This window comes from Acidiphilium iwatense, from assembly GCF_021556475.1.
Taxonomy (GTDB): domain Bacteria; phylum Pseudomonadota; class Alphaproteobacteria; order Acetobacterales; family Acetobacteraceae; genus Acidiphilium; species Acidiphilium iwatense.
In genome coordinates, this window is sequence record NZ_JAKGBZ010000012.1 from 76121 (window position 1) to 102943 (window position 26823).

Annotated in this window: 30 protein-coding genes; 19 read left to right on the top strand and 11 right to left on the bottom strand. The window is 65.9% G+C overall.

Going from position 1 to position 26823, the window contains the following annotated elements; genetic code table 11:
- The first annotated feature begins 57 nt into the window (after positions 1-57).
- From nadA to L2A60_RS08290, 4 genes are read left to right on the top strand one after another with little or no spacing between them, the layout of a single operon-like run.
- Entirely contained in the window at positions 58-1050 is a 993-nt protein-coding gene (nadA, locus tag L2A60_RS08275) for a quinolinate synthase NadA (RefSeq protein WP_235703905.1), read from the top strand.
- The gene (locus L2A60_RS08280; protein ID WP_235703906.1) at positions 1047-2501 is read left to right on the top strand and encodes an L-aspartate oxidase; all 1455 of its coding nucleotides are present in this window, start codon (positions 1047-1049) and stop codon (positions 2499-2501) included. The genes nadA and L2A60_RS08280 overlap by 4 nt, the downstream gene beginning before the upstream one ends.
- Entirely contained in the window at positions 2498-3343 is an 846-nt protein-coding gene (gene nadC / locus L2A60_RS08285; RefSeq protein WP_235703907.1) for a carboxylating nicotinate-nucleotide diphosphorylase, read from the top strand. Before L2A60_RS08280 ends, nadC begins: the two co-directional genes overlap by 4 nt.
- Before the next feature lie 6 nt (positions 3344-3349).
- Complete coding sequence (locus L2A60_RS08290) at positions 3350-3832, top strand: DUF3429 domain-containing protein (RefSeq protein ID WP_235703908.1); 483 nt, start codon at positions 3350-3352, stop codon at positions 3830-3832.
- Positions 3833-4075: 243 nt separating this feature from the next.
- On the opposite strand, the gene L2A60_RS08295 is transcribed toward L2A60_RS08290, so the two are convergent.
- Positions 4076-4360 (bottom strand): GYD domain-containing protein, encoded by a 285-nt coding sequence (locus L2A60_RS08295; protein WP_235703909.1) that lies wholly within the window; start codon positions 4358-4360, stop codon positions 4076-4078.
- Between the two features lie 397 nt (positions 4361-4757).
- On the opposite strand from L2A60_RS08295, the gene L2A60_RS08300 reads away from it, so the two are divergent.
- Positions 4758-5015 carry a hypothetical protein gene (locus L2A60_RS08300; RefSeq protein ID WP_235703910.1) on the top strand — a complete coding sequence of 86 codons (258 nt, stop codon included), beginning with the start codon at positions 4758-4760 and terminating at the stop codon, positions 5013-5015.
- 1 nt (position 5016) lies between these two features.
- On the opposite strand, the gene L2A60_RS08305 is transcribed toward L2A60_RS08300, so the two are convergent.
- Both L2A60_RS08305 and mutT read right to left on the bottom strand, forming a co-directional pair.
- Positions 5017-5775, bottom strand: a complete 759-nt coding sequence (locus tag L2A60_RS08305) for a competence/damage-inducible protein A (RefSeq protein ID WP_235703911.1) — start codon at positions 5773-5775, stop codon at positions 5017-5019.
- Between the two features lie 6 nt (positions 5776-5781).
- Complete coding sequence (gene mutT / locus L2A60_RS08310) at positions 5782-6798, bottom strand: 8-oxo-dGTP diphosphatase MutT (protein WP_268920189.1); 1017 nt, start codon at positions 6796-6798, stop codon at positions 5782-5784.
- Between the two features lie 151 nt (positions 6799-6949).
- Between mutT and L2A60_RS08315 the strand changes: the two genes are divergently transcribed.
- The 9 genes from L2A60_RS08315 (at position 6950) to L2A60_RS08355 (ending at position 14430) form a co-directional block, all read left to right on the top strand.
- On the top strand, positions 6950-8206 hold the full coding sequence (locus tag L2A60_RS08315) for a glutamate-5-semialdehyde dehydrogenase (RefSeq protein WP_235703913.1): 1257 nt from the start codon (positions 6950-6952) through the stop codon (positions 8204-8206).
- Positions 8207-8217: 11 nt separating this feature from the next.
- Positions 8218-8832, top strand: a complete 615-nt coding sequence (locus tag L2A60_RS08320; protein ID WP_235703914.1) for a nicotinate-nucleotide adenylyltransferase — start codon at positions 8218-8220, stop codon at positions 8830-8832.
- Between the two features lie 122 nt (positions 8833-8954).
- Positions 8955-9350, top strand: coding sequence for a ribosome silencing factor (gene rsfS, locus L2A60_RS08325; RefSeq protein ID WP_235703915.1), 396 nt, complete (start codon positions 8955-8957; stop codon positions 9348-9350).
- 33 nt (positions 9351-9383) lie between these two features.
- The gene (locus L2A60_RS08330; protein ID WP_235703933.1) at positions 9384-9845 is read left to right on the top strand and encodes a 23S rRNA (pseudouridine(1915)-N(3))-methyltransferase RlmH; all 462 of its coding nucleotides are present in this window, start codon (positions 9384-9386) and stop codon (positions 9843-9845) included.
- Between the two features lie 135 nt (positions 9846-9980).
- A complete protein-coding gene (locus L2A60_RS08335; protein ID WP_235703916.1) occupies positions 9981-10574 on the top strand; it encodes a methyltransferase family protein in 594 nt (197 codons plus the stop codon).
- An 18-nt stretch (positions 10575-10592) separates the two neighbouring features.
- Positions 10593-11264: a VC0807 family protein gene (locus L2A60_RS08340; protein WP_235703917.1), complete on the top strand. Its 672-nt coding sequence runs from the start codon at positions 10593-10595 to the stop codon at positions 11262-11264.
- 44 nt (positions 11265-11308) lie between these two features.
- Positions 11309-11950 carry a VC0807 family protein gene (locus L2A60_RS08345; RefSeq protein WP_235703918.1) on the top strand — a complete coding sequence of 214 codons (642 nt, stop codon included), beginning with the start codon at positions 11309-11311 and terminating at the stop codon, positions 11948-11950.
- Positions 11951-12119: 169 nt separating this feature from the next.
- Complete coding sequence (locus L2A60_RS08350; RefSeq protein WP_235703919.1) at positions 12120-12578, top strand: hypothetical protein; 459 nt, start codon at positions 12120-12122, stop codon at positions 12576-12578.
- Positions 12579-12765: 187 nt separating this feature from the next.
- Positions 12766-14430, top strand: coding sequence for an ATP-binding protein (locus L2A60_RS08355; RefSeq protein WP_235703920.1), 1665 nt, complete (start codon positions 12766-12768; stop codon positions 14428-14430).
- Between the two features lie 17 nt (positions 14431-14447).
- Here the strand turns inward: L2A60_RS08355 and L2A60_RS08360 are convergent, their stop codons facing one another.
- The 4 genes from L2A60_RS08360 to L2A60_RS08375 all read right to left on the bottom strand — a co-directional run bounded on the left by L2A60_RS08360 (position 14448) and on the right by L2A60_RS08375 (position 17462).
- Positions 14448-15464 carry a glycosyltransferase family 4 protein gene (locus L2A60_RS08360; RefSeq protein WP_235703921.1) on the bottom strand — a complete coding sequence of 339 codons (1017 nt, stop codon included), beginning with the start codon at positions 15462-15464 and terminating at the stop codon, positions 14448-14450.
- Between the two features lie 200 nt (positions 15465-15664).
- Positions 15665-16075: a hypothetical protein gene (locus L2A60_RS08365; RefSeq protein ID WP_235703922.1), complete on the bottom strand. Its 411-nt coding sequence runs from the start codon at positions 16073-16075 to the stop codon at positions 15665-15667.
- On the bottom strand, positions 16072-16404 hold the full coding sequence (locus L2A60_RS08370) for a rod-binding protein (RefSeq protein ID WP_235703923.1): 333 nt from the start codon (positions 16402-16404) through the stop codon (positions 16072-16074). Before L2A60_RS08370 ends, L2A60_RS08365 begins: the two co-directional genes overlap by 4 nt.
- Positions 16401-17462, bottom strand: a complete 1062-nt coding sequence (locus L2A60_RS08375; RefSeq protein ID WP_235703934.1) for a flagellar basal body P-ring protein FlgI — start codon at positions 17460-17462, stop codon at positions 16401-16403. Before L2A60_RS08375 ends, L2A60_RS08370 begins: the two co-directional genes overlap by 4 nt.
- A 201-nt stretch (positions 17463-17663) precedes the next feature.
- Here L2A60_RS08375 and L2A60_RS08380 point away from each other — a divergent pair, with 201 nt between their 5' ends.
- Together L2A60_RS08380 and dksA are read left to right on the top strand one after the other, a co-directional pair.
- Entirely contained in the window at positions 17664-18056 is a 393-nt protein-coding gene (locus L2A60_RS08380) for a flagellar assembly protein FliX (RefSeq protein WP_235703924.1), read from the top strand.
- 120 nt (positions 18057-18176) lie between these two features.
- Positions 18177-18593, top strand: a complete 417-nt coding sequence (gene dksA / locus L2A60_RS08385) for an RNA polymerase-binding protein DksA (RefSeq protein WP_235703925.1) — start codon at positions 18177-18179, stop codon at positions 18591-18593.
- A 3-nt stretch (positions 18594-18596) separates the two neighbouring features.
- Here dksA and ligA read toward each other — a convergent pair whose 3' ends face one another.
- Genes ligA through L2A60_RS08400 form a run of 3 tightly spaced genes read right to left on the bottom strand, consistent with a single transcriptional unit; the run spans position 18597 to position 23150 of the window.
- A complete protein-coding gene (gene ligA, locus L2A60_RS08390) occupies positions 18597-20615 on the bottom strand; it encodes an NAD-dependent DNA ligase LigA (RefSeq protein WP_235703926.1) in 2019 nt (672 codons plus the stop codon).
- A complete protein-coding gene (recN, locus tag L2A60_RS08395; protein WP_235703927.1) occupies positions 20612-22291 on the bottom strand; it encodes a DNA repair protein RecN in 1680 nt (559 codons plus the stop codon). The genes ligA and recN overlap by 4 nt, the downstream gene beginning before the upstream one ends.
- Before the next feature lie 19 nt (positions 22292-22310).
- Positions 22311-23150: an outer membrane protein assembly factor BamD gene (locus L2A60_RS08400; protein WP_235703928.1), complete on the bottom strand. Its 840-nt coding sequence runs from the start codon at positions 23148-23150 to the stop codon at positions 22311-22313.
- A 373-nt stretch (positions 23151-23523) separates the two neighbouring features.
- Between L2A60_RS08400 and rpsA the strand changes: the two genes are divergently transcribed.
- Positions 23524-25245: a 30S ribosomal protein S1 gene (rpsA, locus tag L2A60_RS08405; RefSeq protein WP_235703935.1), complete on the top strand. Its 1722-nt coding sequence runs from the start codon at positions 23524-23526 to the stop codon at positions 25243-25245.
- Between the two features lie 339 nt (positions 25246-25584).
- Here the strand turns inward: rpsA and L2A60_RS20875 are convergent, their stop codons facing one another.
- Positions 25585-25872 carry an SOS response-associated peptidase family protein gene (locus L2A60_RS20875; RefSeq protein ID WP_407932532.1) on the bottom strand — a complete coding sequence of 96 codons (288 nt, stop codon included), beginning with the start codon at positions 25870-25872 and terminating at the stop codon, positions 25585-25587.
- Positions 25873-25948: 76 nt separating this feature from the next.
- Between L2A60_RS20875 and L2A60_RS08410 the strand changes: the two genes are divergently transcribed.
- Together L2A60_RS08410 and L2A60_RS08415 are read left to right on the top strand one after the other, a co-directional pair.
- Complete coding sequence (locus tag L2A60_RS08410; RefSeq protein ID WP_235703929.1) at positions 25949-26278, top strand: PadR family transcriptional regulator; 330 nt, start codon at positions 25949-25951, stop codon at positions 26276-26278.
- A 2-nt stretch (positions 26279-26280) separates the two neighbouring features.
- Positions 26281-26646 carry a DUF1048 domain-containing protein gene (locus L2A60_RS08415; protein ID WP_235703930.1) on the top strand — a complete coding sequence of 122 codons (366 nt, stop codon included), beginning with the start codon at positions 26281-26283 and terminating at the stop codon, positions 26644-26646.
- Positions 26647-26823 lie beyond the last annotated feature (177 nt).

Sequence of the window (26823 nt, forward strand, 5' to 3'; positions counted from 1 at the left end):
AATAAATTTCGTGCAGCTTGCCGAAAATATGCTCGTTTCGAGCATAAGGAGCGAACCATGACCGGCGCCAGCCTCGCCTTCGCCGACCCCGCCTACGCCAAGCTCGCCTCGCATATCCCGCCGGCCGAATGGGTGCTCATGCACGAGGATATCACCGCGATCCGCGTCCTCAAACGCGACCGCGACGCCATCATCCTCGCCCATAACTATCAGACGCCGGAGATTTATCATGGGGTGGCCGATATCGTGGGCGACAGCCTGGCCCTCGCCCGCGAAGCGATGCGCGCGAAAGCCGCGGTGATTGTTCTCGCCGGGGTGCATTTCATGGCCGAGACCGCGAAGCTGCTGAACCCTGACAAAACCGTGCTGATCCCGGATTCCCGCGCCGGCTGCTCGCTCGCCGAGAGCATCACCGCCGCCGACGTGCGCGCATTGCGCGCCCGGCATCCCGGCCTGCCGGTCATCGCCTATGTGAACACCTCGGCCGCCGTGAAAGCCGAGGTCGATTACTGCTGCACTTCGGCGAATGCGCGGAAAGTCGTTGAATTCGCGGCAAACCAGGCCGGGACCGACGCCGTGATCATGCTGCCTGACCGGTTCCTCGCCGCCAATACCGCCCGCGAAACACAAATCCGCATCATCGCGTGGGACGGCGCGTGCGAGGTGCATGAACGCTTCACCCAGGCCGATATCGCCCAGGTCCGCGCCCAATATGCTGATGTCGTGGTTCTCGCCCACCCCGAATGCCCCGAGGAGGTGGTCGCCGCGTCCGACTTCGCCGGATCGACCGCCGCAATGGCCGATTATGTCGCCCGCCACCAGCCGAAGCGGGTCGCCCTGATCACCGAATGCTCGATGAGCGACAATATCGCCTCGGCCAATCCCGGCACCGAATTCGTCAAGCCGTGCAATCTCTGCCCGCACATGAAACGGATTTCGCTCCACAAGATACGAACCGCTCTTGGGACGATGAGCGAAGCCGTGACGATCGATCCCGATCTTGCCGTCCGCGCTCGCCGATCGGTCGAAAGAATGCTCGCAATTCCATGACAACAAAATACATTATCGGTGCCGGCGTCGCCGGGCTCGCGGCGGCGTTGGCCATGACGCCCGAACCCGTCATGCTCATCACCGCGGGCACGCTCGATGAAGGTGCCGCGAGCCTGTGGTCACAAGGCGGCATCGCCGCCGCGACCGGCGACGACGACAGCGTCGCCCTTCACGCAGCCGACACCATCGCGGCCGGCGACGGACTCTGCGATCCCGAAGCCGTTTCTCGCATCGTCGGCGCCGGCCCCCGCGTGATCGAGCGGCTGCGCGGGCTCGGCGTGGCGTTCAACGCCGGGCTCGGCCTGGAAGCCGCGCATTCGCGGCGTCGCATCGTCCATGTCCAGGACCGCACCGGGCTTGCGATCACCACCGCCCTCGCCCGTGCGGTGCAGTCGGCGCCGCATATCACGATCCTGGAACGGACCCGAGCGATCCGGCTTCACACCGTCGAACGCCGCATCGCCGGGCTCTGGATCGAGCGCAACGGAAACCTCCGCTTTCTGCCGAGCGATTCGGTGCTGATCGCGACCGGCGGCGTCGGCGCACTGTATCACCACACCAGCAACCCGGACGGTGCCACCGGCTCCGGCCTCGCCCTCGCCGCGCGTGCCGGCGCCATCCTCCGCGACCTCGAATTCGTCCAGTTCCACCCGACCGGGCTCGATACCGGGCTCACCCCGATGCCTCTCATTTCGGAAGCGGTTCGCGGCGAAGGCGCCATGCTGATCGACGAGACCGGCGCCCGCTTCACCAAGGAACTCGCCCCGCGCGACACCGTTTCGCGCGCGGTGTTCCGCCATCTGGCGGAGGGTCATCGGGTGTTTCTCGACGCCACCCATCTCGGCGCCCGGTTCGCCGTGCGTTTCCCGGCGATCGACGCGGCCTGCCGCGCCTCCGGCATCGACCCGGCGGCCCAGCCGATCCCGATCCGCCCGGTCGCGCATTACCATATGGGCGGAATCGCCGTTGATGCGGCGGCCCAGACCAGCGTCGATGGTCTGTTCGCCGCCGGCGAAGCCGCCTGCACCGGCCTGCACGGCGCGAACCGGCTTGCCAGCAACTCCCTCCTCGAAGCTTTCGTGACGGGCGAGTCGGCTGGGCTCGCAATGGCGAGGCTCGATCATCGCACCCCGTGCAAACCGCCCGAACCGCCAATGCGCGACGTCATCACCGCCATCCGCGGTCTCGTCAGCCGGCATCTCGGCGTGCTGCGCGACGGCACCGGACTCGCGACACTGATTTCCGCCACGGCGCCCCGCGCCGAAACCTCCGACGCCGCCCTGATCGCGCTGATGATGGCGGTCGCCGCGTTCGATCGGCGGGAAAGCCGCGGCGGCCACGCCCGCACCGACTTTCCGTGCCGCGCCGCGACCGCGCGTCCCTCCACCCTCACCATGGCACAGGCGCTGGCACGCGCCGCCGCGATCACGTCCATCAGGCACGCGGCATGACGCCGCTGCCGCGCATCATGATCGAACCTCTGGTGCGCGCGGCACTCCTGGAAGACCTCGGCCGCGCGGGCGACATCACCGCCGATGCGGTCATCCCCGAGGACACAACCGCGCGAGTCGCTTTCGTCGCGCGCGAAGCCGGCGTGATCGCCGGGCTCGACTGTACCGCGATCGCGTTTTTGCTCCTCGATTCCACTCTCACACTCGACGTCCGAATCCCCGACGGCAAAACCGTCGCTCCCGGCGATGTGATCGCGACCATCGAAGGTCGTGCCCGGCCGATCCTCTCCGCCGAGCGGGTCGCGCTCAATTTCCTCGGTCAGTTATCCGGCGTGGCGACCGCCACGTCCGGCATCGTCACCGCCATCGCCCACACACGCGCGAAACTCGCCTGCACGCGCAAAACCATCCCCGGCCTGCGCGCCCTGCAGAAATACGCGGTGCGCTGCGGCGGCGGCGCGAATCACCGCTTCGGCCTGGATGACGCGGTGCTCATCAAGGACAATCATATCGCCATCGCCGGCGGTGTCGGCATCGCGGTGCGCCGGGCGCGCCAATCCGTCGGGCATCTGGTCAAAATCGAATGTGAGGTCGAAACCCTCGATCAGCTCACCGAGGCGCTGGACGCAGGGGCAGATGCCGTGCTGCTCGACAACATGGACCTCGCAGCGCTGCAAAACGCCGTCACCATCATCGGCGGCAAAGCGATCGCCGAAGCTTCCGGCCGGATCACGCCGGAAACCGCACCCGCGATCGCGGAAACCGGCGTCGATCTCATCTCGGCCGGCTGGCTGACCCATAGTGCACGGGTGCTGGATATCGGTCTCGATTTCATGACATAAACGGGCATGACCCGTTCTCCCTTCATGATCGCTTCCCTCCTCGGTGCCGCCGGGTTGATTCCGTTCCTCGTGGCCCTCGTGGTGATCGTCACCCGGCCGCTCAACGCGCCGGCCGCGACCGTCGCGATGATCGACTACGGCGCCTGCATCCTTGCCTTTCTCGGTGCGGTGCATTGGGGTTTTGCCCTCGAACCCGGCGGCGTGGTCACTGACTCGAAGCTCAACCACCAGCGTCTCACCTTCGGCGTCGTGCCCGCCCTGATCGGCTGGGTAGCACTTCTGGCCCTCACCCTGACTTCCGCACCCCGCCTCGCGATCGCCATCCTGATCGCCGGCTTCTTCGCGACCGTCGTAGGCGAAACCGTAGGGCGCGGGCGCAACCTCGTCGCCTCGAACTATCTCGCGATGCGCTGGACGGTCTCGATCGTAGTGCTCGCGGTTCTGCTGATCACGCTGTTCATCCAGTTGATCGGCATGCGCCACGCATGAAAGGGGTGCCGACACGTAATACCATGTCTCGCTGATCGCGACCCATGGTATTCGCTCTTTGTGTTCGCGCGCGCCGCCCGCCAACCCGCGCGCATACCAAATCTCATGAGTCGAGATTCATGAGATTTGGTATAACATGCCTTTGTCACCGGCCATGCCTTCGCGCCGAAAGCGCAGCGCATTCCAGGCGCCGACCGAGCGTCCCAAACGCTATCCCCGAGCCCTTCGCTCCGCTCGCCTAGCTCACTTGGCAGCCTTCTTGACCGCCGCTTCGAAGCTCTTCGGCTCGAAGGCGGGGAGGCTTTCGATGCGACCGAAGCCCTGACCGGCATACCATACCGAGAAGCTCAGCATCGCTTCCGCATCCGGCACGTCCACGACGTCCACGAAATCGTACTTGCCTTGGGTGTAGTGGATGCTCTCGAGCTTGATGCCCAGTTCCTTGAGCTTCGCTTCCGCTTTCTTCAGCCGATCCGCCTGCTTGCCGGCCCACGCCGCGTCCAACCTGCCGAGCAGCACATATTTCATGGCCGTTCTCCCTTTGTTTTTCCTTGCGCACTGCGAGGTGAAATCGAGGATAGTCCTTGCTGGCAATGAACTTCAAGAAAAAGACCCGTGCGAAAGGAGCGTTTACGTACGTATGTCCGAAAATCAAGAAATGATCGGACAAGTTCAAAATATCCGGGAGCCAAATCAACCGATGAGATCGCGGCCAAACCAGTTTTCGGACGGGAAAACGGACAAATGCTCCGACCTCGTTCGCGTCTGGCGTCCGTAAATTCACTTCCGTGTCCGGACCTCTGAAAGAATTCACGAAAGCGTGATATACCCCTCCGAAATCATGCCATAATCGCGATCTATCCAATCGACCGTCAGATTGGAGGTCGTGACCATGCGTCGATCAACTTTGGTTCTTGGCGGTATAATGGCAGCCGGGCTCGCTCTTGGCGCGATCGGCACCGCCCATGCCGACTGGGACGATGGCCCGAGCTTTTCCATCGGCTTCGCTGGCCCGCCGATGTATTACGCACCGCCGCCCCCGCCAGTCTACTACGCACCACCGCCGCCGGCGTACTACGCGCCCCCGCCGCCGGTCTATTATGCCCCGCCCCCGCCGGCGTACTACACGCCCGCCTTCCCGGCCGGCCTGTCCTTCGGCATCACCCTGCCGCTGAACCGCTGAGTCAGATCGCCGGTTCGCCGCGGACCGGCGTGATCCCCTGGGACACGATCAGAAGCTCCGCCTCGGCGATCGCTGCATCCAGCGCCGCCGCGTCGGTGCCCTTGGCGACGATCGCGACACCGCCGCCGCTCTCGCGGTAGAACGGATAGCTGCCGAGATCGAGCATCGGAAAGCGCTGCTGGATCGCGCCGAGCCCAGCGGCGATGCTGCCTTCCTTAATTCGCAGGCCATGCACCGCGCGCATCGAAATCGGCGTCCCGCGCCCGAGTTTCTGTTCGAGGGTTCCGAACATCGACTGCATGATTTTGGGCACGCCGGCCATGACATGCACATTGCCGATCGAGAACCCCGGCGCGATCGAGATCGCGTTGGGAATCGGCACGGCGCCGCGCGGCATCATTGCCATGCGCTGCCGGGCCGCATTGAAATTTTCGGCGCCCAGATGGCGCTCCAGCGCGTCCCAGGTCGCCTGATGCTTTTGCCACGGCACGCCGAACGCCTCGGCGACGCATTCGCTGGTGATGTCGTCATGGGTCGGACCGATTCCGCCGGTGGTGAACAGATTGTCGTAGGCGGCGCGCAATTCGTTCACCGCCCGGATGATCCGCGCCGGCACATCCGGCACCACCCGCACCTCTTCGAGCTTGTGGCCGAGGGCGGCGAGGCGCTCGGCGATGAATTTCACGTTCACGTCCTGGGTGCGGCCGGAAAGAATCTCGTTGCCGATGATCAGAATCGCGGCGGTCGGGTTATCGGCCATAAGTCCTCACAGAAAATCGCGCAGCAATGGGATCAGCGGCCGGTCGGCCGGCGGCATCGGGTATTCGTCGAGCCGCGCGGGGGAAACCCAGGCGAGTGTCTGGCCCTCCCGCGCCTCGGGCGCGCCGCGCCAGCGCCGGCAGAGATAGAGCGGCATGAGCAGATGGAAAGCCTCATAGGCATGGGACGCGAAGGCGAACGGCGCCAGATCGGCCTCGCGCACCGCAACGCCGATTTCTTCAGCAAGCTCACGCACCAATGCCGCCTCCGGCGTTTCGCCTGCCACCAGCTTGCCGCCGGGAAACTCCCACAGCCCCGCAAGCTTCTTGCCCTCCGGCCGGCGCGCCAGCAGAATATCGCCCCGCTTGTCGACCAGCGCGCAGGCGGCGACCGTGAGCAGCGGTTTCATGGCATCGATCATGCGTCCTGACCCTGATACTTCCTGGGATGTTTCGGGATCGCGAAACGCCAGCGCCTCACGGGTGATCGCGAAATGGCGCACCGGCAGGCGCTCGCCCGGCCGGCCGATGAAGCGTGCCCGGCCGGTTCCGGTTTCGGCGAAGCCGATCCGCCGCAGCACCGCGAGCGAGGCCGCATTGTCCTCCGCCACCGTGGCGGCGATCGTCGCGACCGGCAGTTCTGCGAAACCCCAGCGGATCAACTGGCCGGCCGCCTCGCGCGCATGGCCCTTGCCCCAGTGGCGCCGGCCGAGCCAGTAGCCGAGCGAGGCGCTATCGCCCGATTTCGCCAGCCGCAGCCCGGCGCTGCCGATCATCGCGCCGCTCGCGGCATCGAGAATCGCGAACTCATAGGCACGCCCCGCCGCGCGGTCGGCGATCGCGGTGTCGATCCACGCGCGGGCGAGCGATTCGGGATAGGGAAACGGCGCCTCCGGCAGCAGGCGGCAGATTTCCCAGTCATTGATCAGAAGATGGAATCGCGCGGCATCCCCGGCTTCGAGCCGGCGCAGCGCCGTGGATGCGGCAGATGCCGTCGTCCCGGCGCGGTCGGCGATGGCGAACAGATCGGACACGTAACCCCTTGCTGATCGATGGACGGACCCGGACCGGGATAGCCGGTCCGAAGCCGCGCCGGAAGGGCAATCCTGCCACGTTGCACCCGAATCTCGGGCGGTTGATTTGCGCGCGCGGCAGGCGCAACCATTGGCGATGGACATGAAGCTGGACCCCAACGAGATCGTCCTGCGCGAAGCCGCCGAAGCGGCGCGCGCGGCGAGCAGCGCCCTGGCCCAGACCCCGGCCGCGCTGCGCGATGCCGCGCTGCGCGAAGCCGCCGCGGCGCTGCGCCGTCATGCGCCGGACATCCTCGCCGCCAATGCCCAGGACATCGCGACCTCTACCGGAACCGAAGCGTTCCGCGACCGCCTGCTCCTGACCGAGGCGCGAATCGCGGCGATGACGGAAGGGATCGAAACCGTCGCCGCTCTGCCCGACCCGCTGGACCGCACCCTCGCGAAGTGGACCAGGCCGAATGGCCTGGTGATCCGCCGCGTCGCGCAGCCGATCGGCGTGATCGGCATGATCTATGAAAGCCGGCCGAATGTCGGCGCCGATACCGCCGCGATCTGCCTGAAATCCGGCAACGCCGTCCTGCTCCGCGGCGGCAGCGAGAGTTTCTTCTCTGCCTGCGCGATCCACGCCGCCTTCGCCGAAGGGCTGCGCGAAACCGGCCTTCCCGAAACCTGCGTGCAGATCGCGCCGACCGCCGATCGCGGCTTCGTCGCCGCCATGCTGGCCGGCGCCGGGCTGATCGATCTCATCATCCCGCGCGGCGGCCGCTCCCTGGTCGAGCTTGTGCAGCGCGAGGCACGGGTGCCGGTGCTCGCCCATGCGGAAGGGCTGAACCACACCTATGTTCACCAAGCCGCCGACCCCGAAATGGCCCGCCGGGTCGTGGCGAACGCCAAAATGCGCCGCCCCGGCGTATGCGGCGCCACTGAAACGCTGCTGATCGACGCCGCGATCGCGCCCGGCCTGCTGCCCTCCCTGGTCGCCGATCTCGCCGCACTCGGCTGCGCTTTCCGGGCGTGCGGCCGGGCACGCGCCATCGTCCCCGCACTTCCCGCCGCGACCGAAGGCGATTTCGATACCGAATGGCTGGACGCGATCCTGTCGGTCAAGGTGGTGGACGACATCGACGACGCCCTGGCCCATATCGCACGCCACGGCTCGTCGCACACCGAAGCCATCATCACGGAAGACCGCGCCGCCGCCGGGCGGTTCCTCGCCGGCATCGACAGCGCGGTCGGAATGTGGAACGCCTCCACCCAGTTCTGCGACGGCGGGGAATTCGGCTTCGGCGCCGAAATCGGCATCGCCACCGGGCGCATCCACGCGCGCGGCCCGGTCGGGCCGGAGCAGCTCACCACGTTCCGCTATCAGGTCATCGGGAATGGACAGGTGCGGCCCTGAAGGATCACGCCTTGCCGCGCTTCGGCGACCGGCGCCCTCTGCGAATCGGATTGCTCGGCGGCAGCTTCAATCCCGCCCATGCCGGCCACGCGCATATCGCCAGCGCCGCGCTGCGGCGCCTCCGCCTCGATCAGATCTGGCTCCTGGTCTCGCCCGGCAATCCCCTGAAGAACGGCAACGGCATGGCGCCGCTCGCGGCACGCCTTGCCTCGGCGCGGGCGATCGCCGACGGGCGGCGCATCGTCGCCACCGCGATCGAAACCGCGCTCGGCACGCGCTACACCGCCGATACGCTGGCGCAACTGCGCAGGCGGTTTCCGCGCGCGCGTTTCGTGTGGCTGATGGGAGCGGACAACCTCGCTCAATTGCCGCGCTGGAATCGCTGGCGTGCGATCACCCGCCTGATCCCGATCGCTGTGCTGCCGCGCCCCGGTGAAACCCGCCGCGCCCTTGCCGGGGCGGCGGCACAGGCGCTGCGCCGGTCGAGGATGCCGCCGCGCCGCGCCGCAACGCTTGCCGCCCTGCCCGCTCCGGCATGGGCATGGTTGCCGATTCGCGAAAATCCGCTATCAGCCACGGCATTGCGCGCTCATGCCAAAAGCCGTTCTCGAGGAGAATTTCCATAGCCCGCCCACCGAGCCGCTCGAATCCGCCATCGCCCGCCGCGCGTAAGCCGGCGGCGAAGCGCAAGCCGCCGAAACTCGCCGAAGCCGCCCCCAAGGCGCCGGGCACGCCGCGCAAGAAAGCCGTGATCGCCGGGCCGAAACCGGCGCGCGCGCATAAAGCGGCGCGGGATAAATCGTCCGACCGGCTGGAGGCGATGCAGAGCGTCATCACCAGCAGCCTCGCCGACGACAAGGCCGAGAATATCGTCGCACTCGACCTTGCCGGCCGCGCCAGCTTCGCGGATCGCATGGTGATCGCCACCGGCCTCGCCGACCGGCAGATTTCCGCGATGGCGACCCATCTGATCGAGAAACTGGCCGAACTCGGCGTCAAGCGCGTGCAGACCGAGGGCGCGGCCGGATCGGACTGGGTACTGGTCGATGCCGGAGACATCGTGGTTCATCTGTTCAAACCGGACTCGCGCACGCTCTACGCGCTCGAAAAAATGTGGGGTGCGGATCTGGATGATCCCGCCTGACCGGAGGCGGATTTGACAGTCGCGGCCGGCAGACTGCGCATCGTCGCGATCGGGCGCGACACCACCGGCCCCGAAACCGAACTTTTGCGCCGCTACGCGGCACGGCTCAGGCCGCCGCCCGAGCTGATCGCTTTGCCCGACGGGCACGGCAGCCCGGTCGAAATCAAGCGCCGCGAGGCCGAGGCGATCCTCAAGCGCCTCGGCGCCGGCGATTTCGTGATCGCCCTCGATCAGGCGGGTTCGGCCCCCGACAGTCTCGGCCTTGCCGCGCAGCTCGCCCGCTGGCGCGAAACCGGCCGTGCGCTTGCCTTCGTGATCGGTGGCGCCGAGGGTCTGGACGGCGCGGTGATCGGAAGGGCGGAGGCGACGCTGTCGCTCGGCCGCCTCACCTTCCCGCATCTGCTCGCCCGCGCGATCCTTGCCGAGCAGCTCTACCGCGCGCAGAGCATACTCGACGGTCACCCCTATCACCGTGCCGGCCGGCCAACGCGCTGAGGCCGCTATCGCGAGGCGCACTGCGACGGCGCGACCCCATGCCGCAACAGCCCGGCTGGATTGTGTTGATTCGGATTGTAAAATAGTTAGATTGCCTACCTTATTGACATAAACGGCCTGGAGCCGCACCAACCCATGACTCCGATCTGGCTTGAATCTCGCCCCGTCACGATTGTCTTCTGGCTGGCTTTCGCCGCTTGTTTCCTGCCGGAAATGATCGGTGCGCGCTGGCAAGCCTCCGGCAAAGCCGATCGGCGCCACGACCGCTGGTCGCATCCGATCCTGATCGTCGGGCTGGTAGGCGGCGCTACCCTCGCCTTCAACGTCTCGGCTTCGTGGCCGGCGGCCCGCATCGGCGCGGACCAGGCGGCGATGCTGCTTGCCGGAACCCTGGTCATGGTCGGCGGCGCCGCGTTCCGTTGGTATTCGATCCGCGTTCTCGGCCGGTTCTTCACGCGCGACGTCGCGATTCGCGAAGGTCATCGGATCGTCCGCGACGGCCCCTATCGTTACCTTCGCCATCCATCCTATAGCGGCGGGATTCTTTCGATGTTCGGCGTCGGCCTGGCGCTCGGCAATTGGGTCAGCCTCGCCGTCATCACCGGCGCGGCTCTCGCCGTCTACGCCTATCGCATGAAGGTGGAAGAACAAGCGCTGTCCGAAGCCTTCGGCGACTCCTATCGCGCCTACCGGCGCGAAACCAAGCGGCTTCTTCCCTTCGTCTATTGAACGGACGACCGAAAGCCCATGACCGACAGCACCGGCATCAGGCGATCCGCACTGCGAAACGGTACCGGCGTCGCCGGCGAAATCCTGGTCAATTTCGTGCTTCCCTATGCGATCTATGCCGGTTCGGAAGCGTATATTGGCAAGGTCCACGCCCTGCTCGCGGCATCGGCACCGCCGATCGTCTGGAGCGTCACCGAATTTATTCGCAAACGCCGCATCGACGCGGTCTCCATGCTGGTGATCGCCGGCATCGTCCTCTCGATTCTCGCCTTTTTCGGCGGCGGCTCGGTGCGTTTCCTGCAATTGCGCGAAAACCTGGTCACCGGCCTGATCGGTCTGGTGTTCCTCGGCTCGGCGGCGATCGGCAAGCCGCTGATCTACCAGCTCGCCCGCGCGAGCATGATGCGGAAATCCCCGACCGAGGCGGAACGGTTCGAACGGCTGCGCGACAACCGGCATTTCCGCCGCACCATGACGATCATGACCCTGGTCTGGGGGGGCGGCCTGATCGCCTCGGCCGCACTCGCCTGCGTGTTGGTTTTCACCATGTCGATCCGGCATTACCTCATCGCGAGCCCGATCATCGGCTACGGGATTATCGGCCTTCTGATCCTCTGGAGCACCTGGTATGGCAAGCGGCAGAGGCGGCGTGGCGAAGCCGCCCGCGCCGTTGGCCTGACCTCGATCTGACGGCCCGGTTTCATTTGCGCGCCGGGTTCGATAGGAAAGATGCCATGACCGGCTGGATCACCCGCAAGCGCGTCCTGTTCGCGTTCGAAATCCTGTTCAACTTCCTGCTCCCCTGGGCGTGCTACCGGCTGGCCAAACCGCATGTCGGCCAGATCCACGCCATCATGGCCTCCGCCGCCCCGCCGATGGCCTGGAGCCTGATCGAATTCGCCCGCAAGCGGCGCATCGACGCGATTTCGGTCATGGTGCTCGGCGGCATCGGGCTTTCGCTGGTCGGTTTCGCGCTCGGCGGCTCGCCCAAATTGCTGCTGATGCGCGAATCCCTCATCACCGGCCTGATCGGCATCGTTTTCATCGCCTCGGCGATCATCGGCAAACCGCTGATCTATGTCCTCGCGAGCGCCAGCCTCAAGCGCCAATCGCCCGAAGACAGCGCGGAATTCGCGGCCTTTCGGGACCGCCCCGGCTTTCGCCGCATGATGACGATGATGACCATCGTTTGGGGCGCGGGATTCATCGCCGAAACGACCATCCGCAGCGTGCTGGTGTTTTCGCTGCCGGTGGGCCGGTTCCTGATCGTCGGCCCGATCGTCGGCTACGCCACCATCGGGCTCCTCATGGTCTGGACGTTTCTCTACGGCCGCGCGGCGGAGAAGCGCGGCGTCATGGCGGCGAACGACCCCTGACGATCGCCGGCATGGTCCCGAACCATGCAATCGACACGCCCCTTGCAAACCGATCCTTGCGAAATCGGCATGAGTCGAACGGCGCCCGTGGTATTAATATATTCGGCAGTGGCAATGGCCACGCTGGTCATGCCGCATATCGACAACATCGAAGCCGATGGTGAGTCCGATGCGCCACCCAGTTCGCTCGCTGATCGTCACAACCCTCGCGGCAGTGGCCACGCTGGCCCTATCCGGCGGCACCGCCCGCGCGGCGCCGACAACCTATGGCCACTCGCTGTTCTGCCAGGCCACCGCGTTCCGCGACCATGAGGCGATCGGATTCCCCGCCTATTGCCGGAGCATCGCGGCCGCGCTGCGCAGCAACGGCCAGTTCAGCGCGGCCCTCGCCAATGCCCACCGGGTCGATGCGACCATTCTGTTCACCGCTCTGCCCGATGGCCGGATCGTCGCCGCTCTGTTCGTCGACGGCACCGGCCATATGGTGATCGACCGGGGCCTGATGAACGCGCTGCAGCCGGTGCGGTATGAGCTTGAGTCGCATCACGCTCAGACCTTCCTGCTGCCGATCGGGCTTCAGGTGGTCGACAATACCCCGGTCGCGGTCTATCGGCTGAGAAATCGGTAATTAAATTTCAAACTTGCCGAAAACCCGACCCAGACGCTGATTCTCCCTTGAGTTGCCATCACGGGATCACTAAAACTTAACATGGTGGACATCAGGGGCAACTCCCTGCGGACATGGCAGATCGAGCTTCTTTTGACCATCGAGAAGGCTGAATCCGCATGTCATCCGTGCCGGAGGTGTTCGCGATTTGCCGTCCTACCTTGCACCTGAGCTTGTGCCCGCCCCTCCCGAACCGGCACAAGGACTCCGCTCCATCATCGCCGCGTTCGACTGGGCGAGGACTTCGCTTGGGCCGATCGCGACCTGGCCGGACATTCGCCGCACCACGCTCGACCTGATTCTTCCCTCGAAGTCGGCGATCGCGACGCTCTGGGGCGCGGACGGAATCATGATCTACAACGAGGCCTATGGCCGCTTCGCCGGCCGGCGGCATCCGGCGATTTTAGGTATGCCGATCGAACGGGCCTGGCCGGAGATGGCCGAGTTCAGCCGCTCCGTGCTCGATCAGGTTCATAGCGGCCTGGCGATGCGCTACCGGGATCACGAACTGATCCTGAACCGGAACGGCAGACCCGAGCAAGTCTGGCTCAACTTCAGTTGCAGCCCGATTGCCGATGCGGCGGGACGAATCGACGGCGTGCTGGTCATCATCGCCGAGACGACCGGCCGGATCCGCGAGTACGAACGGGTGGAGGGCGCGCTGCGCCAGGCCCAGAAAATGGAGGCAATCGGCCAGCTTACCGGTGGAATTTCACATGATTTCAACAACTTGCTCACCGGTATTCTCGGCAATCTCGACATGCTCGCCGCAAGGCTGGATCAAGGTGACCGCGAATCCGCGAATTCCTATCTCGACGGCGCCCGCAGCGCCGCGAGTCGCGCCGCCGGCCTGACCCAGCGGCTTCTCGCATTTTCCCGGTGCCAGACCCTCACCCCGGCCCCGATCGATGTCGAAATCCTGCTTGCCGATATGCAGGAGCTGATCGGCTGCACCGTCGGGCCGGCCATTACGGTCGCCAGCCGATGCGAAGCGGGGGTATGGACGCCCTATTGCGATCGTAACCAGCTCGAAAATGCCCTGCTCAACCTTGCGATCAACGCGCGCGACGCGATGCCGGACGGGGGCACCCTCACCATCGAAGCGGCCAATGCGACCCTTCGCTCATCCGGGATGAAGGATGGCTGCGAACCCGGTGATTACGTGATGCTCTCGGTTACCGATACCGGGACCGGAATGAGCGCCGACACGCTCACCCGAGCCTTCGAGCCGTTCTTCACGACCAAACCGAGCGGTCAGGGCACCGGGCTCGGGCTGTCGATGGTCTACGGCTTCATCAAGCAATCGGGCGGGCACATCGAGCTTCGCAACATGCCGTGCGGCGGCGTCGTCGTGCGGCTGTTCCTGCCGCGCCGTCGCGGCGCCGCGCAACCCGACCCGCTCCCCGATCGCTTCCCATGCCCTGCGCCTTCCCGGCTTGCGCGCCCTGGCGAAACCATCCTCATCATCGATGACGAAGCCTGTCTGCGCTCGGTTCTGGGCGATATGCTCGGCGAACTGGGTTTCGCGGTGCTCGAAGCGCAGGACGCCGAAACCGGGCTCGGCATCGTGCGGTCCGCCGCCCGAATCGACCTGCTGATCGCCGATATCGGCCTGCCGGGCCGGATGAACGGTCAACACCTCGCGACGCGAGCGCGGGACGAACGTGCGGATTTGCCGGTCTTGTTCATGACCGGCTTCACCGAAGGGGGCGAACCGGCGAATGCCTCGGCCGCGCCGGATACCGATCTGCTGGCGAAGCCGTTTTCGTTCGATCAGCTTGCAACCCGGATCGCCCGGCTGCTCGGGCGGTAAAATATCTCGGGCGCGGTTCAGCCGCGCAGGATATCCCGCAAGGCGCGGGCCTGATCCGGCCAGCCGGGAAGGCTGCGGGCATGGGTCCAGGCGTGACCGCCCATGTCGGCGCGCAGGGAGGGGCTGAAAATCAGCCTGCGCATCGCCTTGGCGAGCTGCGTCGCGTCATCGACCGGAGCAACCACGCCCGCCGCCGGCGGCACCAGGCTGCCGGCCGCGCCGCCGTCGGTGATCGCCACCGGCAGGCCGCGCGCCATCGCCTCGGCGATCGCCATGCCGAATCCCTCGAACCGGGTTGCCAAGGCGAATAATTCGGCATCCGCCCATGCCCGCTCCAGCGCCTCGCCTTCGAGCGCACCCCGCCGATCCACCCGAGCGGCAATGCCAAGTGTCGTGACCAGCGTGTCGAGCTCGGCGGCATAGGCCGGATCGCGCGGCTCTCCGGCCAGGATGAGCCGCCAGTCCAGATCGGCGAGCGTCGCGAGCGCTCTGAGCAGGATATCGTGGCCTTTGCGATAGCTCAGCGTGCCGAGGCTCAGGATCGTGCATTGCGTGCCGTCCGGCCGGTTCGGGTCGATCGCGCGGCGCGGCTGCTGATCGGTCCCCGGCACAAGCACATGCAGCCGCTCGCGGATCACGCCGAATTCACTCGAAAGCCGGTCGGCGATCGGTTCGCTCGCGGCGACGACCCGACCGAATCCCGGCAGCACGGCGAGTTCGAGCGATTTCAGCCGGCGCCGGCGCGGCTCGGGCGTTCCCGGTTCGAGCGCGGTCGGATGATGAACCAGGGCAACCGCACCGCGTGCCTGCAAGGCGGGAATCACCGCCTCCGCCGATTCGAAGGCCGCTCCTTCGACAATGATCATCTCGCCGTGACCGAACCGGGACGCGAGATCGGGCGCGGCCGGCCCGTCGAGTGCGACGATATCGGCCTCCCCGCCCATATCCCGCCAGGCGGTGAGCAGCCGGCGATGATAGAAAGACGCGCCGGTCACGGTTTCGAACGGCGCCGCGGTGATCAATGCAAGACGCATGCGGGACTGAATGCCATAGGCTGTCGGGACTGGCCACCCGGCTCCGCGCATCCCACCGTAACGGGACAACCATCACCTGCCATACCCGCAACAGGCAATCGCGAGGCGCGCAGCGCTGACGCCTGCGACATTGCCGTCATCACTAGGAGCGCAATGACGCGCGCCGAATGAATTTCATCCGGTGAGGTCAGCATTCCCCCTCAGGCCCGAACCGCAAGAGCGACCGGTGCCGCCGCTCGCTGCATCGGATGAGCTCCGCATGCGGACGGGTAGTGCGTGTCGGCCTCGCCCGGCCCCAGAGCCTGAACGATCGTCGCGATGACGCGCTGCTGGGTATCGATCGCCTGCAGCAGCAATGCCCGGTTCCTGCCGATCGCCGCATCGAGCCGCTGTCGGAGCGCCGCGCTTCCCGGCCGATCCTGCCCGAATGCCGGTACGGGGCGCGAATCGATCATCGATTCCAGGCGCATGATCGCCATGCGTTTGGTCTCGGCAAACCGGCAGCTTTCACTGAAATCGACTCTGGCCAGTGCATCGTTCTCCGCTTCGATCACGCGGGCCAGTTCGGCCGTCGCCGCGATCCATTCCGCCGTCTCGGGTGGTGCGGTCATCGCTGGAAGGCTCCCTTCATGGTGGTTTCACCGGTTGGTGCTTTGGCGGACAGTGCCCGTTCGATCATCGGCGCAAGACCCAGGCCGCCGCGCGCCTCCATCGATTTCGCGATCGCCTCGATCAGGAAAGGGCGAAACGCCCTGACCGCTCCGCCACTGCCGAAAGGCGGGTCGGCCTTGCCCAGAGTGGCGAATATCGGCTTGAGCAACTGGGCGATCGCCATCGCCTCGAATTTATGCGCGGCGGCCGCATCGCCGCCCGGCATGGAGGCCCGATTCTCCGGTCGCGGCAGATAGCGGGCTGCAATGGCGGGAACCGTGCCGGTCATTGCACGATCAACTGGGCCTGCAGCGCGCCCGCCGCCTTGATCGCCTGGAGAATGCTGATCATGTCGTGCGGCGCGACGCCCAGGGCGTTCAGCCCCGAAACGAGCTGGCGAAGGCTGATACTGCCCCGAAGTATGTCCAATTTCTTGCCTTTCCCTTTGTTGACCGAGATATGCGTCACCGCGGTCGCCACGGTATGCCCCGTCGCGAACGGGTTCGGCTGGCTGACCACCGGCAGATTGGTCACCCGGACCGTCAGATCGCCCTGGGCGATCGCCACCGTGCTGATCCGCACATCCGCGCCCATGACGATCGTGCCGGTGGCTTCATCGACCACCACGGTCGCCGGCACCGACGGCCTCACCCTCAAATCCTCGATATTCGCGAGATCCTGGACCACGTTGCGCCCTTTAAGATCCAGCGCGACAGTGCGCGGGTCGTCCATCGTCGCGACACCGGGCCCCAACCGCGCGTCGATCGCGCGGACGATGCGTTCGGCGGTGGTGAAATCGGGGTTGCGCAGCTCGAGCTTCGGCGCGGTCTGGGTTGCCAGGCTGAAATTGACCGAACGCTCGACGATCGCGCCATTGGTGATGCGCCCCACCGTCGGCACGCCCTGGGTGAAGGACGCGTTTGCCCCGTGCGCCGAAATCGCGCCGGTCACCAGAGACCCCTGTGCGACGGCATAAACCTGCCCATCGGCGCCGAGCAGCGGTGTGACCAGAAGCGTGCCGCCGGTCAGATCCTTGGCGTCGCCCATGGCCGACACCGTCACGTCGATCTGCTCGCCGCTGTGCGAAAATGCCGGCAGATTTGCGGTGACCATGACGGCGGCGATATCCTTGGTCCGCAATTGCGCCGCCTGATCCTGGGTATTGACCCCGAGCCGCTCCAGCATGCCGATCAGCGACTGGCGGGTGAAGATCGCGTTGTTGAGCGTATCGCCGGTACCGTTGAGGCCGACAACCAGCCCGTAGCCGATCAACTGATTGTCGCGGATGCCCTGGATATCGGTGATGTCCTTGATCCGCACCTGCGCCCAGGCCGGCGCCGCGCCCATAGGAAGCAGAACGAGCAGCAGCCCAAGCCGGACCAGCGATGTCAGGCGTCGTGCGACTCGGCGTTGGGGTCGGTCCGGCATGCTCACGAAGCCGGTTATCGCAGGGAAAAGTTAATAATTTGCAGCTATTTTCCGCCTCCAGGCTCGTTACCGGCCAAAATTCGCTGCCGGCCGATCCACCTTAATTCAATGGAGCACCGCGTGACCCGCATCGCATCGCTCGGCCGGTTCAGCCCTCTGGCGATGGCCGCGCCGAGCCCCCGCCCGGACAACCCGGACTTCACCGTCACCTCCCCGCCGCCGCGCCAGGCGGCGGTGGTGACGCCGGCCGGCCTGACCGGCCTGATCGCGTTGCAGGACGACGAATCGCCCTCACGGCGCGACCGCGCGGCGCAACGCGGCGCCAGACAGGCGCTCGATGCGCTTGGCGAGCTTCAGGCTGCCTTGCTGGGCGGCAGCCAGAGCACCGCCATGGCCGCGCTGAATGATGCGGTGGAGCGTATGGCGGAACCGGCCGATCCCGCGCTTGGCGCCATCATCGGGGCAATCCGGCTGCGGGCACGAATCGAACTCGCCCGGCGCCGGCGGATATGACGGCTCGATGAAATGCCGCCCCGCCGCTCTTGGCGGCGCCATGGTGCGCCGCTATAAGCCGCCCAGCATACGGCCCGCGGCGATCTCCGTACGGCCAGTCCGTTGGAGGAACTCGTATTCATGTTAATCACTCTTGCCCCGGATTATCTGCCGAGCGAGGATGAGGAGTTCATGAATCCGATGCAGGTCGAATATTTCCGGCAACGCCTGCAGCGCTGGCGCCACGACCTGCTGATGGAGGCGAACGGCACCCTGGCCAGCCTGTCCGAGGGCGGCATTCTCGAACCCGACATCACCGACCGCGCCAGCGTCGAGACGGATCGGGCGCTTGAGTTGCGCACCCGCGACCGGGCGCGCAAGCTGATCGGCAAAATCGATCAGGCGCTGGCCCGAATCGAAACCGGCACTTATGGGTTCTGTGAGGAAACTGGCGAGCCGATCGGCCTGAAGCGGCTGATGGCGCGCCCGATCGCCACGTTATCCATCGAGGCCCAGGAGCGGCACGAGCGCCAGGAGCGCATCCAGCGCGACGACTGAGTTCTACAACCCCGCCATCTCGCGGAATTCCGCCTCGCCGAGCACAGTGACGCCCAGTGTCGTCGCCTTCGCCGCCTTCGACCCGGCATCGGCGCCGACCACGACGAGATCGGTCTTCTTCGACACGCTCTCGGTCACTTTCGCCCCCAAAGCCTCAGCCCGCGCCTTTGCCTCCGGGCGCGTCATCGTCTCCAGAGTGCCGGTGAACACGATGGTCTTGCCGGCCAGCGCACCACCCGACGCGATCTGCACCTCATCCTCGATCGCCAGCGGCGCGACCAGCCGGTCGAGCAGGGCACGATTATGCGGCTCGGTGAAAAACCCGGCGAGTTCCTCGGCGATCGACGGGCCGATTCCCGAAATCGAACCCAATTCGAGCCGCGCATCCGACCCGATCGTGCCGGCCGCCTCCATCTGCCGGCGCCATTCGCCGTAGCTGCCGTAATGGCGCGCGAGCAGCCGCGCATTCGCCTCGCCGATCCGCCTTATGCCGAGCGCAAAAATGAACCGCGCGAGCGGAATTTTCCGCCGCGCCTCGATCGCGGCCACCAGCTTGCGGGCCGAGGTTTCGCCCCACCCCTCCAGCGCCGCGATCTCGCCGGCCCGCGCGGGCAGCGCAAAAACATCGGGCGCGCTTTCCAGCCAGCCCCGCGCATGGAAATCCCGCACCGTCTTCTCGCCCATCCCGTCGATATCGAAGGCCGCGCGGGAGCAAAAATAGATCAGCCGTTCCACCACCTGGGCCGCACACGAGAGCCCGCCGGTGCAACGCCGCACGGCCTCGCCCGCCGGGCGAATCGCCAACGAGCCACACACCGGACAATGATCGGGAAACCGGAACGGCACGCTCGCCGCCGGCCGGTGTTCCGGCAAAACCCGCAGAATCTGCGGAATCACATCGCCAGCCCGCTGCAATTCGACGGTATCGCCCACGCGGACATCCTTGCGCGCGATCTCGTCTTCATTGTGCAGCGTCGCGTGCTGCACCAGCACCCCGCCCACATTCACCGGATCGAGCGCCGCGCGCGGCGTCAGCGCCCCGGTCCGGCCCACCTGGATATCGATCGCGCGCAATGTGGTGATCGCACGCTCGGCGGGAAATTTCCACGCCACCGCCCAGCGCGGCGCGCGGCCGGCAAATCCAAGCCGCTCCTGCATCGCGAGATCATCGATCTTGTACACCACACCATCGATATCGTAGTCGAGCGCCGCCCGCCGCTCGCCGATGCTCCGCTGAAATTCCTCGGCCTCCGGCTCGGCGATCCGTTCGGCCAGCGGATTGACCGAAAATCCCCAGCGTTCGAGCCTGCGCAAATAATCCCAATGCGTATCGGCAACCTTCGCGCTCGCCGCGCCCCGCGCATAGGCGAACAACGACAACCGGCGCGATGCCGTAACCGCCGGATCGATCTGTCGCAAACTGCCCGCGGCAGCGTTGCGCGGATTGGCGAATTGCCGCGCCTGGCCGGCATTCAGCGCCAGAAAGTCGCGCTTGGTCATATAGACCTCGCCTCTGATCTCGATGAAATCCGGCGCATCCTCCGGTAGTGTATCGGGCAGGCCGGCGAGCGTGCGCAAATTCGCCGTCACATCCTCGCCTTCGGCTCCATCGCCACGCGTCGCCCCGCGCACGAAACGCCGATTCTCGTAGGTCAGCGAAATCGACAGCCCGTCGATCTTCGGCTCGGCCACAAACGCCAGCGGCACCGGCCCAAGGTTCAGAAAACGTCGTATCCGCGCGCAGAATTCGGCAAATTCCTCAGGCGCGAAAACATTGTCGAGCGACAGCATCGGCTGGCGATGCCTGATCTTCGCAAAAGCGCCGGACGGCGCCGCGCCAACCCGGTCGAGCGCCGCGCCAAGCGCTGGATCGGCGGCTCGCAACGCCTCGGCCTCGCGTTTCAACGCGTCATACGCCGCATCGTCCATGATCGGCCGGTCGTCGCGATGATAGGCGAGATCGGCCTCGGCGATCCGCGCCAGCAATTCGTCGATCCGAAGCTTCGGGTCGTTCCTGTTCATGATTCCGCCATCAGGCTGAGTGCTGCGTCACGGGCGGCATCGGTGATCGTCTCGCCGGCCAGCATCCGGGCGATTTCCTCCCGCCTTGCCGCCACGTCGAGCCGGCCCACCAATGTCTGCGCGCGCGAACGCCCGGCCAGTTTCGCGACCTGGAAATGCGTGCCGGCCCGTGCCGCGACCTGCGGCGAATGCGTCACCACCAGCACCTGGGTGCCGGCGGCGATCCGCGCGAGCCGTTCGCCCACGGCCGCGGCGGTCGCACCTCCGATGCCGCTGTCCACCTCGTCGAAAATCAGCGTACCGACCGGCGATTCGCCGGCAAGCACGACATTGAGCGCCAGCAGCAGGCGCGACAGCTCGCCGCCGGACGCCACCTTGTCGATCGCCCCCGGCTGATCGCCCGGATTGGTCGCGATCAGGAACCGCACCTGATCGGCACCCCGCGCGCCCCATTGCGTCTCCGGCAGATCGGCGCGTTCCACCACGAATCGCGCCCGGTCAAGCTTGAGCGGCGGCAATTCGCGCGCCACCGCCTTCGCCAACCGCTCGGCGGCCCGGTTCCGCGCCACCATCAGCGCGCCAGCGGCGGCGATATAGGCCGCGCGGGCCATCTTTGCCGTGGCGGCGCAACGGGCGAGATCGGCGGTACCGGCGTCGAGCGTCGCGAGCCGCGCCGCGAACTGGTCGAGCAACTCGGGAAGTTCGGATACGGCGACCGCATGTTTGCGCGCCATGGCGCGGAGCGAAAACAGCCGCTCCTCAATCGCTTCCAGCCCGCGCGGGTCGGCCTCGGCTTCGGCGCTCGCGCGCGACAACAGGGTCTCCGCCTCGGCCAGCGCCTCCTCGGCGCGTTCGAGCGCCTCGAGCGCGAGCGCGACCGTCCCGTCCGCCTCCGTCTCGGCGATCCGTGCCAGCACGCGCGCGGCCCCGCGCAGGATTGTGGCAGGGCCGGCCGAGCGGCGTTCGCGCGGCGCGAGTTCGGCCAGTGCGGAGTCGATCGCCTCGGCGCGCCGTTCCGCGCCCTGCAACCGTTGCCGGCTCGCGGCCAGCGCATCCTCCTCGTCAGCGCGCGGGGCGAGGCCTGAGAGTTCGTCCACCGCATGACGAAGAAAATCCTCGTCACGCCGTGCCTCGGCAAGCGCGGTCTCGGCCACCCCGAGTGCCGCTTCGGCGACGCGCCACGCCGTATGGGCCGAAACCACGGACTCCCGAAGCCCCGGCTCGACCCCGTATTCGTCGAGCATGGCGAGTTGGACCCCCGGATCGGCGAGACCGATCTGCGCGTGCTGGCCCTGGATTTCGATCAGCAGATCGGCAACCCGGCGCAGCAATCCGGCACCCACCGGCTGATCGTTGATCAGGGCGCGGGATTTACCGTCGCGCGCCACGATGCGGCGGAGCAGGATCTCCTCGCCCGGCTCGATTCCCTGCTCGGTCAGCAGCGTCTGGGCAGGGTGCGCCGCCGGCACGGCGAAGGACGCGGCCACCACCGATTGCTTCGCCTCGGCGCGGATCAGCCCGGCATCGGCGCGCGCGCCGAGTGCGAGGCCCAGCGCGTCGAGAAGGATGGATTTCCCCGCCCCGGTCTCGCCGGTGAAAACGGTCAGTCCCTGGTCGAAAGCCAGATCGAGCCGGTCGATCAGCACCACGTCGCGGATCGAGAGCGCGGTGAGCATGGCGCCGGCACGCCCCCGGTCAGAACAGCCCGAACAGGAAGCCGCCCGACCGCTTGGGCTTCGCCACCCCGTTCAGCAGCCCATGGGCGCGCAGCTTGGCGTAGGCGTCCCGATACCAGCGCGAGCCGGGATAATTGTAGCCGAGCACGGCGGCGGTGCGGTGCGCCTCCTTGGTCAGGCCGAGATCGAGATAGCATTCGACCAGCCGTTCCAGTGCCTCGGGAACGAAGGTCGTGGTCTGGAAGTCCTGCACCACCGCCTGGTATTTGATGATCGCCGCTGCGTAGAGATTCTGCCGCTCGTAGAACCGCCCGATCGCCATTTCATGTCCGGCGAGCCGGTTTTCCGCCAGGCGAAGCTTGACCCGCGCATCCCGCGCGTAGGCGCTGTCGGGGAATCGGGTGACGACATCCTGCAGCGCCTGCACCGCTTCGAGGGTGAAAGTCTGGTCGTGCCGCACGCCCTCGATCTGTTCGTAATAGCAGAGCGCGCGCAAATAATAGGCGTAGGCCGCTTCCGGGCTCGCCGGATGGAGCTGGATGAAGCGGTTGAGCGCGCCGACCGCCGTGGTGAAATCCTGCCGCCGGTATTCGGCATAGCCGTGCAGAAGCTCCGCATGGGTCGCCCAGGTCGAATACGGATAATTGACTTCGACCTCGTTGAACGCCGCCGAGGCTTTCTTGTTCTCGCCTTTCCGCAGATAGGCGAGGCCATTGGCGTAGAGCGTCCCCGCGGGCGGCAGAATTTTTTCCTTGCCCGACGCCGCGTCCTTTCCGGTATGCGGATGGCCGCCGCCGAACAGGCCGCAGCCGCCGAGGGCAAGCGGCGCGAGAACGATCAGATGCCTGAGCCGCGTCATACTGGACCTCGGCGGCACAGGATTGGCGGCAGGGCGGGGATACGGGCCGGTCTGGGGGTGCGCGTGCGTCATCGGGGCGGGCTTATAGCATGTGATTCGGGCGCGCGAAGCCTCGGCAGTTATGGAGAGAGTCGCTATCGCCGCGCGCGGGTTGCAAAACCCGCGCAAACTGCGTATTTCCAGGCCAGCCGCGCGCATGATGTGCGCGGCCCGTTTCCGCATGGGAATGATGTTCAACCAGCCCGGCCCCTCAGCACCGGGCAGTCGCGACGAAACGCCCCGGATGGTGGGCGCGGCGCGCAAGCCAACCCGGCCGGCCCACCGGCCTCGTTTCAAGGATCAAGACCGCTTCATGGGTTCAACCGCAACTGCCATGCGCTCGCAAGGCGCTCACGATTTCACCAACGCTACAGGTTCGGGCACCGAGGATTTCGCCGCCCTGCTCGACAGCACCTTGGGCAGCAACACCGGGTTCGAAGGCTCGGTCGTCTCGGGCCGGGTCTCGCGCATCGACGATGATTTCGTCGTCGTCGATGTCGGCCTGAAAAGCGAAGGCCGCGTTCCGGTCAAGGAATTCGGCACCCAGGAAGTCAAGCCGGGCGACGTGTTCGATCTCTATATCGAGCGCTACGAGGACAAGGACGGTTCGATCGTCCTGTCGCGCGAGAAGGCGCGGCGCGAGGAAGCCTGGACCACGCTGGAACGGGCCCACGAAGCACAAACCAGAGTCAACGGCGTCATTCATGGCCGGGTCAAAGGCGGCTTCACCGTCGATCTCGGCGGCGCCACCGCGTTCCTGCCGGGCAGCCAGGTCGATATCCGCCCGGTGCGCGATGTTACGCCTCTGATGGGCACGCCGCAGCCGTTCCAGATCCTGAAAATGGATCGCGCGCGCGGCAACATCGTCGTCTCCCGCCGTGCCGTCCTGGAAGAAACCCGCGCCGAGCAGCGCAGCGAGCTGATCCAGGGCCTCAAGGAAGGCCAGATCCTCGACGGTGTGGTGAAAAACATCACCGATTACGGCGCCTTCGTCGATCTCGGCGGCGTCGATGGCCTGCTCCACGTCACCGACATCGCGTGGCGCCGCATCAATCACCCGGCCGAGGCACTCACCATCGGCCAGCCGGTGCGCGTGCAGGTGATCCGCTTCAATTCCGACACCCAGCGCATCAGCCTCGGCATGAAGCAGCTCGAAACCGATCCGTGGGACGGTGTCGACGTCAAATATCCGCCTGGAATCAAGGTCACCGGCCGGGTCACCAACATCACCGATTACGGCGCCTTCGTGGAGTTGGAGCCCGGCGTCGAGGGGCTGGTTCACGTCTCCGAAATGTCCTGGACCAAAAAGAACGCCCATCCCGGCAAGATCGTCGCCACCAGCCAGGAAGTCGAGGTCATGGTGCTCGACGTCGATGCCGGCAAGCGCCGCATCTCGCTCGGGCTCAAGCAGGTCAGCCGCAACCCTTGGGAGCAGTTCATGGACGAACATCCCGTGGGCTCCGTGGTCGAGGGCGAGATTCGCAACACCACCGAGTTCGGCCTGTTCATCGGCCTCGCCCCGGAAATCGACGGCATGGTCCACATGTCCGACCTGTCGTGGGACGAGCCGGGCGAGCTTGCCATGGCGAAGTTCAACAAAGGCGATATCGTCAAGGCGAAGGTACTCGATGTCGATGTCGAAAAGGAGCGCATCAGCCTCGGCGTGAAGCAGCTTGAGGAAGACCCCGCCGCCGGCGTGCTCGACCGTGTCCACAAAGGCATGGTCGTGACCTGCGTGATCACCGCGGTTCAGGCCAACGGGCTCGAAGTGAAGGTGGACGACGTTCTCACCGGCTTCATCCGCCGCGCCGAACTCGCGCGCGACAAGGCGGACCAGCGCCCGGACAAGTTCGCCGTCGGCGAAAAGATCGACGCGAAGATCACCGCGGTCGATCGTGCGGCGCGCAAACTCCAGCTCACCGTCAAGGGCCGCGAGATCGACGAGGAGAAGCAGGCGATGGCCGATTTCGGCTCGTCGGATTCGGGTGCCTCGCTCGGCGACATCCTCGGTGCGGCGATCCGCCGCCGCAACCAGCAGGCCCAGACCGAAAACTGATCTTTTGCTCCCTCCAGCGCCTTTGGAAACGCCGCCCCACGGGCGGCGTTTTCTATTTTTGTCGCTCCTGAATCGTCATCCATGTCTGTCTACGCCGGATAGAGAAGTCACGATTTCTCACCGTTAGAGATGTCACAGCACCGACGTTCGGGGTCGGGCGTCGAGCGGCCGCGGAGCCGTCAGTTCGCGCAGTGCCCGATCGCCGGCCGATGCACGGGCCGTTCGGCTTCGGACTCTTCTCCGATTGCGCCGTTAGGCGCGGGAGGCACGTAGAGCTTCCGCGCCGCAAGCAGACATTCCGAACGTCGGAGAAGGGTGGTTAGCGCACCTTGATGGGCTTTAAGGAAGCGGTCTCAGTCCCCTCACGTCCGCTCGATGCTCAGCGTCCCTGGCGGCAATGGAGTCAGCAGGCCGGTTACATCCGCCGACAGGTCCAGCCATCGGGCGAAGTCGGCCTTCTCTAAAGATTACGGGCTGGCGGTTGGGGGGCGCCCGGCTGTCCTCGCCTGCCTCGGTCGTGATGATGGCAAAGCTCTCCAGCGGACCTTCCGCTGTCTCGGCCTTGTCCCAGAGCCCCGCGAACGACCACCAGTCCTCTATCGCAAGAGCCGAAACCTCCCGCGCCACGTGGAACTTGACGGCTACTATTGAGTGACGCTATATACCAGTAGTCAGTATCGATGAGTAGCCAGAGAGGGTGTTCGTGGGCAAGCAGATGACGGAGATGCTCAAGGGCACGCTGGAGGGCATCGTCCTCGCGATCCTGTCCGTGCAGCCCGAGTATGGCTACGAGATCACGGCACGGTTGCGGGAGCAGGGCTTCTCCGACATCGCCGAAGGCACCGTCTACGCCCTGCTCGTCAGGAACGAGCAAAAGGGCCTCGTCGACGTGGAGAAGATCCCGTCCGAGAAGGGGCCGCCGCGCAAGGTGTATTCGCTCAACGCTCAGGGACGGGAATATCTCGAAGAGTTCTGGAGGACCTGGAACTTCCTCGCGGAACGGCTCGAACAGCTCCACACAGGAAGGAAATAGACATGGCCACAGGGTGGATCGAGCAGATCACAGGGTCGATCGAGCAGAAGAGGCGCTACTGGCAGTACAAAGCGCGCACGGAACAGCTTCCCGCGAATTATCGCGCGGCAATCGATGCGCTGAATCGGTACCTGATGTACTTCGGGTCGATAACGAAAGGGGACACCCTGGTGTCGATGCTGGAGGATCTCGCAGATCTCTTCGAGCAGAGCGCGGCGAACGGAACCCCGATCCGCGCGATCGTTGGGGAGGACCCTGTGGAGTTCGCCGAGGCGTTTCTCCAAAACTACTCGGAAGGTCAGTGGATCAATAAGGAGCGGAAACGGCTGACCGACGCCATCGATCGCGTCGCGGGCAACGAACCGTAACGAAAGAGAGAGCGGATATCCATCAGGATGGAGGCACTAGGCAATGAATGACGTTGAACCGCGCCGGGAATCCCGGAGGCTCCAACTCTTGAGTAGGATGGAGCAATGGAAAAGCGGAAGACATCGAACAGATATTCACCTGAGGTCCGCGAACGCGCGGTGCGGATGGTGCTGGAG